At 48.4% G+C, this 14793-nt stretch carries 10 protein-coding genes; 6 read left to right on the plus strand and 4 right to left on the minus strand.

The annotated features are described in order from the left end of the window. Nucleotides 1-246 precede the first annotated feature (246 nt). The 4 genes from AB0L18_RS17525 to AB0L18_RS17540 all read left to right on the plus strand — a co-directional run bounded on the left by AB0L18_RS17525 (nucleotide 247) and on the right by AB0L18_RS17540 (nucleotide 8840). Nucleotides 247-1671, plus strand: a complete 1425-nt coding sequence (locus AB0L18_RS17525) for a glucoamylase family protein (protein ID WP_367388607.1) — start codon at nucleotides 247-249, stop codon at nucleotides 1669-1671. Nucleotides 1672-1824: 153 nt separating this feature from the next. Beyond that, on the plus strand, nucleotides 1825-4041 hold the full coding sequence (gene bglX / locus AB0L18_RS17530; RefSeq protein ID WP_367388608.1) for a beta-glucosidase BglX: 2217 nt from the start codon (nucleotides 1825-1827) through the stop codon (nucleotides 4039-4041). 314 nt (nucleotides 4042-4355) lie between these two features. Beyond that, nucleotides 4356-7346: a SusC/RagA family TonB-linked outer membrane protein gene (locus AB0L18_RS17535; protein ID WP_367388609.1), complete on the plus strand. Its 2991-nt coding sequence runs from the start codon at nucleotides 4356-4358 to the stop codon at nucleotides 7344-7346. Between the two features lie 33 nt (nucleotides 7347-7379). Further along, nucleotides 7380-8840, plus strand: a complete 1461-nt coding sequence (locus AB0L18_RS17540; protein WP_367388610.1) for a RagB/SusD family nutrient uptake outer membrane protein — start codon at nucleotides 7380-7382, stop codon at nucleotides 8838-8840. Nucleotides 8841-9048: 208 nt separating this feature from the next. Here AB0L18_RS17540 and AB0L18_RS17545 read toward each other — a convergent pair whose 3' ends face one another. After that, complete coding sequence (locus AB0L18_RS17545) at nucleotides 9049-10476, minus strand: amidohydrolase (RefSeq protein ID WP_367388611.1); 1428 nt, start codon at nucleotides 10474-10476, stop codon at nucleotides 9049-9051. Nucleotides 10477-10525: 49 nt separating this feature from the next. On the opposite strand from AB0L18_RS17545, the gene AB0L18_RS17550 reads away from it, so the two are divergent. Together AB0L18_RS17550 and AB0L18_RS17555 are read left to right on the plus strand one after the other, a co-directional pair. Further along, on the plus strand, nucleotides 10526-11056 hold the full coding sequence (locus tag AB0L18_RS17550) for a rhodanese-like domain-containing protein (protein ID WP_367388612.1): 531 nt from the start codon (nucleotides 10526-10528) through the stop codon (nucleotides 11054-11056). 298 nt (nucleotides 11057-11354) lie between these two features. Next, the gene (locus AB0L18_RS17555; protein ID WP_367388613.1) at nucleotides 11355-12197 is read left to right on the plus strand and encodes a hypothetical protein; all 843 of its coding nucleotides are present in this window, start codon (nucleotides 11355-11357) and stop codon (nucleotides 12195-12197) included. Here AB0L18_RS17555 and xseB read toward each other — a convergent pair. The 3 genes from xseB to AB0L18_RS17570 all read right to left on the minus strand — a co-directional run bounded on the left by xseB (nucleotide 12160) and on the right by AB0L18_RS17570 (nucleotide 14456). Then, nucleotides 12160-12354 carry an exodeoxyribonuclease VII small subunit gene (gene xseB / locus AB0L18_RS17560; RefSeq protein ID WP_367388614.1) on the minus strand — a complete coding sequence of 65 codons (195 nt, stop codon included), beginning with the start codon at nucleotides 12352-12354 and terminating at the stop codon, nucleotides 12160-12162. The genes AB0L18_RS17555 and xseB overlap by 38 nt on opposite strands. Then, entirely contained in the window at nucleotides 12351-13595 is a 1245-nt protein-coding gene (gene xseA / locus AB0L18_RS17565) for an exodeoxyribonuclease VII large subunit (protein ID WP_367388615.1), read from the minus strand. Before xseA ends, xseB begins: the two co-directional genes overlap by 4 nt. Nucleotides 13596-13904: 309 nt before the next feature. Then, a complete protein-coding gene (locus AB0L18_RS17570; RefSeq protein WP_367388616.1) occupies nucleotides 13905-14456 on the minus strand; it encodes a hypothetical protein in 552 nt (183 codons plus the stop codon). Nucleotides 14457-14793: the final 337 nt, after the last annotated feature.

Genomic DNA, 14793 nt, shown 5'->3' on the forward strand with positions numbered 1-14793 from the left:
GTACTAGGTACTTGGTATCCAATCTGGTGATAAGATGACGTGACGATTTTAGTCGCGTTAAAAAACACCAGAAAATGGATGGGCCACGGATCCAACGGATCTGACGGATTTACACGGCTTTTAAATCTGTGTAAATCTGTTTTATCCGTTAGATCCGTGTTCTATCAAGTTTTAAAGGAGCTTCTTGTCCTTTGGAAAGCTGGGCTCTAACCTACCCTCCACAACCTTCCCGAAATTCATTCAGCTATGAAGCGGTATTGCTCTGCTATTTTATTATTTGTTTTTGCAGGACTTTTCAGCTGCAATGGAGTCGTCCGTCCTGATGTATCGGGGATAGCTGCCACTGTAGTTGAGCAGCCGGTGCCCTTCAGTATGGACGAGTTGCAACAGCGAACCTTTGGCTACTTTTGGGAATTGGCACTTCCAGGTAATTACCAGATTCCTGACCGCTGGCCCACCAAAAGGTTTAGCAGTATAGCCGCTACTGGTTTTGGCTTGTCAGCCTATCAGGTAGGGGTGGAAAGAGGGTATATTACTCGATCAGATGCCGCAGAACGAACCTTAGCAACCCTGCGTGTTTTGTGGGAGCTACCACAAGGCGCATCCAAAAGTGGTGTGAGTGGCTACAAAGGGTTTTTCTATCACTTTCTCACCAATGACCAGGCCTTGCGTTACAAGACAGTTGAATTGTCGACGATTGATACGGGTTTACTCATGGCGGGTGTGCTTTCTGCACAAATGTATTTTCAGGAAGACAATACCACCGAAAACGAAATAAGGAGGCTGGCAGACTTGCTCTATCGGCGGGTAGAATGGGATTGGATGCTTGATAAAGAAGGCCGAATCAGCATGGGCTGGCACCCGGAAAAGGGTTTTCTGGAAAGCAATTGGCACGGCTATAACGAAGCCATGATCCTGATCATTTTAGCCATGGCTTCCCCTACTCATCCTATTCCATCTAACAGCTGGGAATTGTGGTGCGAAACGTATGAATGGGCTACTTTTCAAGGGCAAACGCACCTGAATTTTGACCCGCTTTTCGGCCATCAGTACAGTCAAATGTATATAGACTTCAAGGGGATTCAGGACGATTTTATGCGTCGGCAGGAGAGTGATTATTTTATTAATAGTCGGAAGGCGACGCTTGCTAATCAAGCGTACTGTATAGAAAACCCTATGGATTTCGTAGGCTATGGAATCACTCAATGGGGCTTGACGGCTTGCGACGGACCAGCAAGCGTAGATACTGTTTGGCAAGGTAAACCTCTCACCTTTTTTACTTATCGTGCACGTGGAGCAGCTAGCCAACAGATCATTGATGATGGCACAATAGCACCCACCGCTGCCGGAGGTTCTGTCCCTTTTGCACCCGAAGAATGCTTAGCCGCTTTGGAGCAGATGTGGACGAACTACTATGATGATTTAATAGGGCAGTACGGCTTTAAGGATGCTTTTAACCTTACTTACACCTCTTCTACCCATCCAAAGGGGTGGTTTGATATAGACTATCTGGGGATTGACCAGGGCCCCATATTACTACAAATCGAAAACCATCGAAGTGGGCTTTTGTGGGAAACCATGAAACAGAGCCCCTACATACGAACAGGCTTACTGCGTGCTGGATTCAGCGGCGGTTGGCTCGACGCAGAAGATAACAGGAATAGCCACTAAAGCTCCAACTTGCCTGCCTGTAAGGACAGCTTGCTGGCAGGCAGGTTTGTGTCTTCGTTGCTAAAAAAATAAAGGAGTACCTGTAGGGCTTTTTTCTCCAAAGTGAGAACCACTGGTTAGAAAACCAGATCCTAAAAATGCAAAAAATACAACATGCGTAAAAATATACTCTTGCTTTTAATAGCCTTCAGTGCAGGTAGCTTATTTGCCCAAAGCAGATGGACTACGGAGGAGGAAGAAAAAGCCATTGATGCTTTAATTTCCGAGATGACACTTTTAGAAAAAATAGGGCAAATGACCCTTTTTACCAGCGACTGGGATCAGACGGGCCCCACCTTGCGCGAAGGGTATCAAGAGGATATAAGGGGCGGTAGAACCGGGGCGATCTTCAATGCGCATACCGCTGATTATAACCGCGAGTTGCAACGAATGGCTATCGAAGAAACCCGCTTGGGTATTCCCTTGATTTTTGGCTACGATGTCATTCATGGTTACCGTACTATTTTTCCCATTCCACTGGGAGAAGCAGCTAGCTGGAATACCACTTTAGCAGAAGAAACGGCCCGTATTGCCGCCCGTGAAGCTGCAGCTGCCGGCCTGCACTGGACTTTTGCACCGATGGTAGATGTGGCGCGTGACCCCCGATGGGGAAGAGTAATGGAAGGGAATGGAGAAGATGTTTTCTTGGGCAAAGCCATGACCGAAGCAAAGGTCAAGGGGTACCAGGGAGAAGATTTATCCGATCCTTTTACACTGGTGGCTTGTGCCAAACACTATGCCGCGTACGGAGCGGCGCAAGCAGGGCGTGATTATCATACCGTAGATATTTCAGAACGTAGTTTGCGCGAAACCTATCTTCCTCCCTTCAAAACTGCACTGGATGCTGGGGTAGGGACTTTCATGACCAGCTTTAATGAAGTGGATGGCCAACCAGCAAGCGGTAATTACCACCTCCTTACCGAAATTCTCCGCGATGAATGGGGTTTTGAAGGTTTTGTCGTTACCGATTACACCAGCATCAATGAAATGGTCCCTCACGGGATCGTTGCCAATGATGCCGATGCTGGTGAGCTTGCCGTAAATGCAGGTGTAGACATGGATATGCAAGGCGCAGTCTATTACAATTACCTGGAAAAGAAAGTGGCAGAAGACAAGGTGAAACTAGCTAAAATAGACCAGGCCGTACGGCAAATCCTCCGTATTAAATACGCACTTGGACTGTTTGAAGACCCTTATCGCTATAATGATATGGATCGTCAGGCAACGAATATTTTTACCGTTGATCACCGAGCTACGGCACGAGCAGCAGCACGGGAAAGTTTAGTATTGCTTAAAAATGAAAACAATGCACTTCCCCTCGCAAAAAGTATTAGACAGCTAGCGGTTGTAGGCCCCTTGGCGGAAAGCCAGGAAGATATGCTTGGCGCATGGCATGCCGATGGCCGTGCCAGAGACTGCGTAAGTTTGCTGACGGGTATTCAGGCTGCTTTAGGTCAAACCACAAAAATTTCATACACACCAGGGGTGTCGGTAGAAGGAGACGACGAAACGGGTATTCCCGCCGCTTTGGCAGCCGCCAAATTGGCCGATGCCGTGGTGGTGGTGGTAGGCGAAAAGTGGACGATGAGTGGTGAAGCAGCCAGTCGTACCAGCATTACGCTACCGGGGAAACAAGCTGAACTGATTAGTCAATTGCATCAAACAGGTAAGCCTATAATAGTGGTATTACTCAACGGCCGTCCTCTGGATTTGAGCAACATCATTGATCATTCAGATGCCATCCTGGAAGCCTGGTATCCTGGCTCAGAAGGGGGGCATGCGGTAGCGGATATCCTCTTTGGCGATTACGTACCAGTGGGTAAACTCCCCATGACTTTCCCTCGCTCAGTGGGGCAGGTGCCGATTTTTTACAACATGAAAAATACGGGCCGCCCTTTTGATGCTGGAAACAAATACACAAGCAAATACCTCGACGAAAGCAATGATCCGCTGTTCCCGTTTGGTTTTGGCCTTTCTTATACCACTTTTAACTACGAAACGCCTACCGTCACCAAAGCGGCTTCGGAGGGAGATTTTACAGCTACCTTTAGTGTCAAGGTTACGAATACAGGCAAACGTTTAGGTCGGGAAGTGGTACAACTTTATGTGCACGACCTGGTTGGCAGTGTCACCCGGCCACTTCGTGAGCTAAAGGGTTTTCAACTCGTCGATCTTGCCGCAGGGGAAAGTAAAACAGTCGAATTTACGCTCAGTAAAGAGGAACTGTCCTTCCTGCGCAGGGATATGACCTGGGGCATGGAGCCCGGTACTTTTGATGTTTATATCGGCGGGGATTCGCGAGCTACGCAAAAGGTTAGTTTTGAGTACTAGGTACCGTTGCGACAAGTTGAATTTTACGGGTTGATGCTTGGTGATTTGTGCGTTGCGCTTGGTAGGGTGGTGCTCATTTCATTCGCGGTGGTGTTCATCCCGATTCTCGGGATGCTCGCTAAAGCTCTCGGCTAGCTCGGCTATCGCCGACGCAGTCGGCATCACCGCGAACCCGACGAAAGGTCGGGAGAGCACCACCGTGAGTCCCGAAGTCTCGGGACGAACACTACCAACCCGGCATGAAAGTGTAGAAACAAAGCATTTGAAACCAACAAAACTAAACTTGACAGACCACTAGGTAACACTTAAAAATCATGATGATGAAGAACATAAACTGTGTTTTACTTTTCCTCTTGCCGTTCAGCTTACTAGCGCAGCGTTCTGTCTCAGGAACAGTCACTGATGCAAACGGCGCACTGATCGGTGTGAATATTCTAGCGGTAGGTTCTACTTCAGGAACTATTACCGATCTCGATGGAAACTACGAACTGGTAGTGTCCAGTACAACCGATTCATTGGAGTATTCCTACCTCGGCTACGTCACTCAAAAGGTGGCTATCGCAGGACGGAGTAAGATTGATATCGTATTGGAAGAAGCCATGCAATTGCTGGAACAAGTCGTTGTGATTGGCTATGGTGTCCAGAAAAAAGATGACTTGACGGGGGCTGTTTCTGTTGTAAGCTCCAATGAATTAGACAACCTTCCTTCCCAGTCATTAGGGCAGGCTTTGCAGGGCAAAGTTACGGGCTTGCAAATTATTCCCACCTCGGGTGCACCCGGCGCAGATGCTATTTTCCGAATTCGAGGGGTTGGGACGCTCAACAACGCCGACCCACTTTTTGTAGTGGACGGCATGATCGTCAATGATATCCAATTCATTAACCCTCAAGATGTAGAAAGCGTTTCTGTGCTCAAAGATGCTTCTGCAACGTCTATTTATGGCGCTCGAGGAGCTAATGGGGTCATCATCATCACCACTAAACTTGGAAATACCGAAGGAAAGGGAACCATCAACGTAAGCGCATATACCGGTACCCAGGAAATTACCAAAACGATCGAATTGGTCAACGCCGAACAATATGCGACCCTCATCAATGAAGCGGATGTTAACGAAGGGCGTCAGCCTCGCTTTGCTGATCCCAGCCAATTTACGGAATCTACCGATTGGCAAAACGAGGTGCTGCAAACGGCGGCCGTCCATAACATTCAACTAGGCATTAACGGGGGAAATCAAAAGTCTCAGTACAATATTAGCGCCAACTACTTTGGCCAGGATGGCATTGTGAAAGGTTCAGATTACGAACGTATCACCACTCGGTTCAATAATCAGCTGAAAGTAAAAGACTGGCTGACGGTCGCAAGCAATGTTTCCTTAGGAACTTTCCATAGTAACAATATCAATGGTGGTGCTATCCTACTCGGGGCCTATCACGCCGATCCACTCACTCCCGCAATAGATTCGGTAGGGGACTTTGGAAATACCTCCGTTTTTGGCTCAACAGGCAATCCTGTGGCAACCATTTTTTACAATAATAACGAGACGCGGGGCTACAGGGTAGTCGGAAATACTTATGCAGATGTTTCTTTTTTGAAACACTTCACCTTCCGGACCAATTTCGGTTTAGACTATGTGAACAATACCAATCGGGCATTTGTGCCCGTATTTGAAGTGTCACCTATTCAGCAAAACCAGCAGAACAAATTGACGATACGTAATGAGTCTTACCGCAACTGGCTGTGGGAAAATACCTTGTCTTACGCCAATACCTGGGGCGATCACCAAGTAGACGGCATCGCAGGCTTGACCTACCAGGATAATTTTGGCGAAAGCCTGGAAGGAAGCCGTCAAAACCTCGTAGGTGAAAGCCCCGATTTACTCTACATCAACGCCGGAGAACAACAGACCAGCTTTGCGGGTAATGGCATCTATGGTGGCGATTGGGGGCTGGTTTCCTACCTGGGGCGCGTCAACTATACCTTTGCCAGCCGCTATCTGCTGACGCTGGCAGGCCGCGTGGACGGTTCTTCCCGCTTTGGTGCCAACAACCGTTATGGCGTATTTCCTTCCGTAGGCTTGGGGTGGAATATTACGAACGAACCTTTCTTTCGGGAAACAGAACTGTTAAGCCGTTTAAAGCTGCGTTTCAGCTGGGGTAAAACGGGTAACGACCGTATCGGCGACTACCAATATACAGCACTAATCCAAACAGGCCTGGGAGCCGTTTTTGGTACCACCGAGCAATTGAACCAGGGCTCTACCTTGCAAAATCTGGCTAACCCCGATATCCGCTGGGAAGAAACGACCCAGGTGGATGTAGGACTGGAAGCTGGCTTTTTCGACAACAAACTTCAACTAGAAATAGATATCTACCAGCGGACAACGGAAGGCATTTTATATGCGGCCGATATCCCTAACTATTTGGGTGCTGGTCCTCCTACCCAAAATATTGCGGAGGTACTCAATCAAGGGATTGACATGAAGCTGAACTGGCGGAAAAATGGCAGCGTTGTCCGTTATGGCCTTGGGGTGCTTGGCTCCATACTCCACAATGAGGTTCTTAAAGTAGACGATTTGGACAGTGACCTGTTTGGTGGTGGTTTGGGTATCGGTGGCCAATTGGGTACCAATTCTCGGGCAGGCAATCCGGTTGGCGCTTTCTACGGATTGGTCGTCGAAGGAGTCTTCCAGAATCAAGAAGAACTGACCACCTATGCCACCCTAGGTAATCAAGTACCCGGTGATTTACGCTTCGCCGATCTTGACGGTGATGGTATCATTACAGCAGAGGGAGACCGGACTTTATTGGGTTCTCCCATCCCTGATTTTATCCTCGGTGCCAATGCATTTATTGAAGTTGCAGGCTTTGATCTGAGCGTGGATATCGTTGGGCAATTCGGCAACGAAATCATTAATGCCAAAAAAATGGCCCGCTTCGGCGCCTATAATTTTGAAACAAACGCTCTCGATCGTTGGACGGGCGAAGGAACGAGCAATAGCGAACCCCGCGTGACCTTTGGTGGAACCAATATCGAACGCCTGAGCAGCCGTTTCATTGAGGACGGCTCTTATATCCGACTACGAAATGTGCAATTTGGTTACAACCTCCCGTTGTCATTGGCACAAAAGATCTACCTGCAAAGCCTGCGCGTTTATGTGAGCGGTACCAACCTGTGGACCTCCACCGATTACACCGGTTATAATCCGGAAATTTATAACAACAATGTCTTTGACAACGGAATTGACCGTGGCAATATTTACCCCGTTTCGAAAACGATTACGGTAGGGATAGACATTCAGTTTTAAGTGATTTGTAAAATCCTGAAAAACAAAAAATATATGAAAAATCTATTATATCTTTTTCCGCTATTATTCCTGGCAACAGCCTGCAACAGTGTCCTGGATCGGGCCCCACAAGAGAGCTATACCCTGGATAATTACTTTCTCGATGCAGAACAAGCGACGCAGTCGGTGAATGCGATTTATTCCCAATTACGGGATTGGGAAACCCATGTGTTTAGTTTTATCGGTATGACCGATATCGTGAGCGATGATTCCAACAAAGGCAGCACTCCAAACGATGCCTTCTTCTTGCAGGAAGTTGACGATTTTGCCCATACGCCTACCAATGTAGCCCCTGCCAGTGTCTGGAACGGATATTATGTAGGCATCTTCCGAGCTAACTTGGCCATCGACCGCATTCCAACGGTCCCGGAAATGGATGAAAATTTGCGGATGCGTTTGATTGGAGAAGCTAAATTTTTGCGGGCGCATTTCTACTTCAATCTTGTCCGCTGGTTTGGAGACCTGCCCTTGATAACAGAACCCTTTCCAAGTGATTTTTCTATTGAACGAAGCCCCAAAAGCCTGGTTTACGAACAGATTATCGCGGATTTGAATGATGCCAGTGATGCCTTACCAACCAGAAACGGATACACAAGTGCCGATGTTGGTCGTGCTACCCAAGGAGCCGCGAAAGCCATGCTTGCTAAGGTATATTTGACTTTAGAAAACTGGCCCGAGGCCGAACGCCTTGCGCTGGAAGTGATTAATTCTGGGCAATATAATCTTTACAATAGCTATGCAAAGCTCTTCCGTAGAGAAGGGGAAAATTCGGTAGAAAGTATTTTTGAAGTACAGGCCGCCGCTTACGAAACGGGTGGAGGCGGAACCCAATACAACGAGGTGCAGGGCGTAAGAGGGGAACCCAATTTAGGTTGGGGATTCAATAGTCCCAGCAATGATTTGCTGAACGCCTACGAACCAGGTGATCCACGTCGTGACGCAACCATTCTTTTCGTTGGAGAAGTACTACCCGATGGCTCTGGAATTGTCCAGGATAATGTCAATATCATCGGGGAGCGGTACAACCAAAAAGCTTGGGTACCTGAGCATACAGGAGGGAATGGCAATGGCCCAGGTAATATCCGTATTCTTCGTTATGCCGACGTGCTGCTGATCGCAGCAGAAGCGCTGAACGAAAATGGTAAAACTCCTATGGCCTTGACCTATATCAACCTGGTTCGCGAACGTGCCCGTGGAACAAGCCCCTCCGTTTTACCCAACCTGACCCTGACCGACCCTGCTGAATTACGTGCAGCAATATGGCGGGAACGTCGGGTAGAATTAGCGTTGGAGCAGCACCGTTGGTTCGATCTCGTTCGCCAAAAAAGAGCAGCTACTGTTATGCAAAACGTAGGCAAAAACTTCATTGTCAACCAGCATGAACTGTTTCCCATTCCGCAAGGAGAGATTGACTTGAGCCAGGGTGCTTTGGTGCAAAACCCGGGGTATAATTAACGGGGGGAGCTAATTGACTTTTATTAGCCACTAAAGTACTAATCTGCCTTCAAACTGGCCTTGCAGGCATGGACCCGGAGTTTTATATTAGGAACCGCGCATTTTAGTTTCCGAACGATCCCGACCACAAAGTGAAAGCACTTCGAGGTCGGGATCAAAAAATCTTCTCTTAAATTCCCTAATAATCCCTCGTATGGATCAAAAAAACTCAATTTCCCTCAATCGGCGGTGGCCCCTCTGGCAAAATAGCCTTGTACTCGGAATCACCTCTACGCTCTTTAAACTCCGCTTGTATCTCTTTCACCAATTCCGGGTTTTCGTAAAGGTCCACCATGGTCATGGAAAGTGCCTTGGCGGCGTAGACCATTCCTTTGTGCCCGATGCTCATGCCGCCACAAGCGACTACAGCCCACGAGTGCCAGGGCGTATCTTTAGGAGCCGTCGTCACGCGTAGCCGTATTTCAGGCACCAGCCAACTAACATCCCCTACATCGGTAGAACCACCGCTTGGATTCTCAGCGGTTTCTTTAAAAGGCTGTACACTACCATCAATGCCCACCAGCGGCTTGCCGGTCGCTCTTTGAATACCCCGCCCGAAGGCCGCTTCTGCCTCGTTGTACTTGATGGGGCCCAGGAATTCCAGATTAGCGTGCATGGCTGCACCTCCCGTACGGTTAGGAAGCACTTCGTGCAGACCTGATACCAAGGTGATTTCGTAGTCAACATTGGCCATAATTGCTGCACCACGGGCAATCTCCTGCACGCGTTCCCATACGGGCATCATCCCTTCGCGGTCGCGGTCGCGAACGCGTACCCACATTCTGGCGTAGTCGGGCACCACGTTGACCACATCACCTGCTTGCTGCATGTGGGTATGGATGCGTACAGTAGGCTTGATGTGTTCGCGGTAAGCATTGATACCCGCCGACATCAGCTCCATGGCATCCGAGGCACTACGGCCGTTCCAGGGATCTCCGGCCGCGTGCGCTGCCTGTCCGCGAAATTCTACCACGAAATCTACCAGCGCCAGCGAGCTCTGCACATCGGCTTCAATCCGCGAGCTGGGGTGCCAGTCGAGACAAACATCCAGGTCGTCAAACATGCCAGCCCGGGCCATGAACAGCTTGCCAAAGTACTTCTCTTCGGCCGGGGTGCCGTAAAAGCGAATGGTTCCTTTCAATTTGCCAGCAGCAATCAGTTCCTTAATGGCCACAGCAGCCCCCAGGCTACCCGCACCAAAGAGGTTGTGCCCACAGCCATGGCCAGCACCGCCTTCTTCAATAGGTGTTTTCTCTGGATTGACATCTTGTGATAATCCCGGCAGGGCATCAAATTCTCCGAGGATACCAATGATCGGATGGCCTTCGCCAAACTCTGCGGTGAAGCCGGTGGGCATTTCTGCTACGCCGCGTTCTACCCGAAAACCATTCTTTTCCGCGTAGGCCGCCAACAATTCTGCCGACCCCGTTTCTTCAAAGGCCGTTTCGGCTAAAGCCCATATTTCATCGCTGATCTTTATTAAATCATCGGATTGTGCTTCAATGGATGCGATCACAGCGGCTTTGTTATCGGAATTTTGTCCAAAACAAATACCGCAGAGGTAAACCATCAGGCAGGTAAAAAGCGTTTTATACATAATGATTGGATTGATGTTTGATATGCTATAAGATTCCAAAATACAAATAATGCAAGCTTTGCTGAAATATATCCGCTACACTTTATCCTTAGCGCTCCTGTCCTTGATCGTTTCCTCTTGTCTTACTGCTCAGGAGGCTTCTGTAAAAAGCAATAGCTACGGCCTAATGCTAAAAACCCTCCTCTCTCATACTGTTCCCGAAATAAATGTGCCCGACGCGGCAGAAAAACCCGCGAATACGGTGTTTCTTGATGCGCGCGAGCGCAAAGAGTACGAGGTCAGTCACATTGATGGTGCGCGCTTCGTGGGCTATGATCACTTCCGGCTTGAGGAGGTAAGTGACCTTCCAAAATCCACGCCCATCGTGGTGTATTGCTCTGTGGGCTACCGTAGTGAGAAAATTTCCGAGCAACTCATTGCTGCAGGTTTTGAAGATGTTTCCAACCTTTACGGAGGGATTTTCGAGTGGAAAAATCAGGGGCACACTGTTGTTACACCCGCCGGCGATACCACCGAGGCCGTACATGCCTATAATCGTACCTGGGGCATCTGGTTGAAGAATGGGGAAAAGGTGTACTAGTATTCCAAAAAAAGCCAGACCTTTGTGCTTCCCAAGCTCTTAGCTGGACTTTTCTCAAAAGTCCGTAGAGGTGCTCGGGCTACTTCGTGCCCTCAGGGTAGAAGGTAGAGGGATTCATTCTCTCAGCGTAATCTAACTATTAATTCCGAATATTGATTTACTTGATGGATGTTGGAAATTAAACAATGATGGTTTCTTAATCTCTATACCCTCTACTAAAAGGCCGCGAAGCACGGTCTGTATCTCCATACGGACTAAGTTGGCTAAAACCAAACTATTGGTCCTTAATCCCAGAAAAATGTCCCGAAAATTTAGCTGTAAATTAGCGTTTCATACCCTGCTTTTTGTTCTACTCGCTCTAGCTGTACTGGTGGATGTACAGGCACAAATGGGTATCGTCGTAGGGATCAATGGTCACCAAATGGTAGAGGTAAATTTAGAGAGCGGCGAACTGCTGCCTATGCGTGAACTAGAGGGGCTTCCCGCAGGTGCAGAACTTCGTAATTTGGTCTATATTCCCCGAGATACCGCTTTTTATTCTACCATGAATGCCCACGATCATCCGGAGTTGATCAAAATTCGTACCACCGGAACTTGGGAAAGGGTAGGGCACTTTGAGACCAACAATCAAAAAGTTCACTTTTGTGAGGGCCTCACTTACGATGAAGCCAATGACCTGCTCTACCTCTCGGCGAGCCTTGATGGTGATATTGAACAAGACCAAAATGCGGAAGCTATTCTAACGGTCAATCGCAACAATGCACGTTGCAAAATGGTAGCTACCCTGCGCCAAAATCCGCCGCCCGATGATTTTGATGAGATAGCCATGTTTCAGGGCCGACTCTTTGGCTTGGATGGTCTTCCTGATCGAAATACCACGTACATTTACCCATTTTCTCCTGCACAATTTGATGGTCGTGAGCTGTTTGCCGGGACCAAACAGAATATTCCTTACTTCACGATGGATGATGTGGTAGTGATTGGGCAGTTGCTCTATTTTCCTGACCATACTACCCAAGGCTGGTATTACTTTGACTTGCTGGCTCGTCGTTGGCATCAGGTTGGGCGATTGCACGGCCCAGCATCTATAGGGCCAATAAAAATTACGGGTTTGGCCTATCTTCCTTTGGAGCAAGTTTAGCATTCAAATCCCGCAGTTTTTCCTGGCAATAGCTGAGCAATACTTCTGCCCGCTCACTTTTGGCACTCAAGGCATCAATACTCACTTGCTCTTTTTGCAAATCCTGGAGGATCGTTTGAAGTTCTGCCAATGCTTCTTCGTAACTCAATTCTTTCATTTTTTCTTGTCTTGTGGAGCTGTACTTACGGTGGTTGTTCCGTCCTGTAAATGTAAGGTGACCGTATCGTGTTGTGCGAGCTGGTGACTGTTGCGAATGATTTCGTCGCCAACACTCAGCAGCGCAAAACCTCTTTCAAGTTGGCGCTCTACACTGAGCAAATCTTGTAGCTGTTGGAGTTGCTCCAGTTTTGAGGAAGCTTTGTCCAGTATTTGCCGCACCAATTGGGGCACTTGCTGAGCATACTGATCCAGTTTCCAGGCTTCTTTTTGGAGCAATTGTTGTTGTTGAAATTTGAGTTGCTCACCAAGGCGAGCAAGCTCAAACGCCTTGCGCTGTACCAGTTGAGAAGTTTGCTGTTGTAGTGTTTGTCTGGCCCCAGCGAGTTGCTGATCCAGGTAATGGAGTCGGTCGATGAGGAAATTGGCAGCCGCCGTAGGCGTCTTCAGCGCCGTATGGGCAACCATATCCATGATGGACTGATCGGTTTCATGGCCGATACCACTGATGATGGGCAAGGTCATTTGAGCTGCCGCAAAGCACAATTCTTTTTCATCAAAGTCAGCAAGATCCATCCGTGCGCCGCCGCCGCGAATAATCACCACCGCGTCAAAACTATCCCGGCGGCGCTCAATGGTCTTCAATTGTCGGCGAATCTCTGGACTGGCTTGAGCCCCCTGCATCGCTGCCGGAAACAATTGTACCTCAAAGTCGTAGCCGTAAGGATTGTCCCGCAATTGCGCCATAAAGTCCTCCCAGCCCGCTGCTGCGGGCGAGCTGATCACCGCCAGGCGCTGGGGGACCAATGCCAGGCGCAGCATCTTATTGGCTTGCAGCAAACCTGCCGCCATTAATTCGTCTATCGTTCGCTGCCTTTGTTGAGCCATTACCCCCAGGGTATAGTTGGCATCGAGGTCTTGCACTTGCAATTGTAGACCATAGCGCTCGTGAAAACTCACCTGCACTTGCAGCTTTACTTCGCGGCCTGCTTGCAGTAGGTCGTGGAGCAGCAACTTATTGGTTCGTTGCCACTGATTGGCCGTCCTGGACCAGATGACGGCCTTGGCTTGTGCGGCTACCTCCTGGCCATCCTCGGTCTTCTCCATCAAGGCCAGGTAGAAATGTCCACGCCGTTCGTCTACTTCAGCTACCTCGGCCTGTACCCACACCGGTTCCGGTAGGTTCAACGCAACAAAGCGGCGTATAAAAGTATTCAGCTCAAATAATCGATACGTTGACATGCGGTGAAGATAATGCTTTGATTTTATAGATGAGACAGAGACAAGCCTCCTAATCATTGGGTAGGACTCACATCCTACCCCCAATAGCTATCGTCTTTTCAGGACTCCAACTCTTTATTAAGCCCTGAAAGGATGACAGATGACGAGCTCTCCTCCATTTTAGTAATACCAGAAGAATACCAACCAAATAGCAAAAGAGGCAAGCGCACGAGGAGAAGATATCCAATTTTGGACAAAGTGAAAAAATCAGTGTCAACCGCGTTAAATCCCTGCCTGCTTGGCAGTGCCTTACGGGCAGGTAGGTGTGTTCTATCCAGCCTCAGTAGTACTACCCTGCGTACTCCAAATATCCAAAAATACCTTCACCGCCAGTACGGTCAATGCCACCGGCACCACATTGTCGATCTCAAAGTGCTTGCTTACAAACATTGCCAACCCGCCGAGCACAATGCCAACGTGCAACCTGATTTGAAGCAGGAAGACCTCAGCCCCCGGCAAATTTCCTTTGATGATACGAAAACCCAAGTGGAGGACTAGCAGCAATAAACACAAATTGAAAAGCTTGTCCTGAAACATCACCACCCCCAAGTTGTCAAGAATTTGATCCCTGTTCGAAGCCAGCATCCCCAAAATCACAATCACGAATACCCAATAAACAAAATAAGGAAACAATTGCCCCCAGCGGGCCTCCTTTATCCCCATCCGTTTGCTGATGAAAATACTTACAGCTGTACTCAATAGGCCTTCCCACCACCACAAATAAACGAGCGGAAAGATCGGCCAGCCTAGCATTATTATACCGTATAATAGGATCCCGTTGCTCGCCAGCAAGTACAGCCAGTTTTCGTGTTTTGCTTTCATCCCGCCAAGATCAATGTTTTTGGGAATATTAAATAACGCCTTTGAATAAAATCACACCTCGCACCCTGCACCAAAAAAGGTGTAAGCGTTGGAAAGGTGTAAGGGTGTAAAGGTTAGGTTAAACTTGATACGAACCCTTACACTTTTACACAGCAACCAACTACCAACCATTTTAAAGTCGTAAGTCGGAGATGGGAAGTGGGAATTCGGAAGTACTTCAAATTTCCGGTTTAGTAGGTGTAGCTATATTATTTATACTTTGACTAACCCTTACACCATTACACCCACCCAACGTTTACACCTTACACTTCCGACTTCCGCTTTCCGCTTTCCGACT

Origin of the sequence: Lewinella sp. LCG006 (genome assembly GCF_040784935.1) — a bacterium.
In the GTDB taxonomy this organism is placed as follows: Bacteria; Bacteroidota; Bacteroidia; order Chitinophagales; family Saprospiraceae; genus Lewinella.

Excerpts from the sequence above, each read along its gene's own strand:
- AB0L18_RS17525 (WP_367388607.1), top strand. The coding sequence starts at position 247 with ATGAAGCGGTATTGCTCTGCTATTTTATTATTTGTTTTTGCAGGACTT.
- bglX (WP_367388608.1), top strand. The coding sequence starts at position 1,825 with ATGCGTAAAAATATACTCTTGCTTTTAATAGCCTTCAGTGCAGGTAGC.
- AB0L18_RS17535 (WP_367388609.1), top strand. The coding sequence starts at position 4,356 with ATGATGATGAAGAACATAAACTGTGTTTTACTTTTCCTCTTGCCGTTC.
- AB0L18_RS17540 (WP_367388610.1), top strand. The coding sequence starts at position 7,380 with ATGAAAAATCTATTATATCTTTTTCCGCTATTATTCCTGGCAACAGCC.
- AB0L18_RS17545 (WP_367388611.1), bottom strand. The coding sequence starts at position 10,476 with ATGTATAAAACGCTTTTTACCTGCCTGATGGTTTACCTCTGCGGTATT.
- AB0L18_RS17550 (WP_367388612.1), top strand. The coding sequence starts at position 10,526 with ATGCAAGCTTTGCTGAAATATATCCGCTACACTTTATCCTTAGCGCTC.
- AB0L18_RS17555 (WP_367388613.1), top strand. The coding sequence starts at position 11,355 with ATGTCCCGAAAATTTAGCTGTAAATTAGCGTTTCATACCCTGCTTTTT.
- xseB (WP_367388614.1), bottom strand. The coding sequence starts at position 12,354 with ATGAAAGAATTGAGTTACGAAGAAGCATTGGCAGAACTTCAAACGATC.
- xseA (WP_367388615.1), bottom strand. The coding sequence starts at position 13,595 with ATGTCAACGTATCGATTATTTGAGCTGAATACTTTTATACGCCGCTTT.
- AB0L18_RS17570 (WP_367388616.1), bottom strand. The coding sequence starts at position 14,456 with ATGAAAGCAAAACACGAAAACTGGCTGTACTTGCTGGCGAGCAACGGG.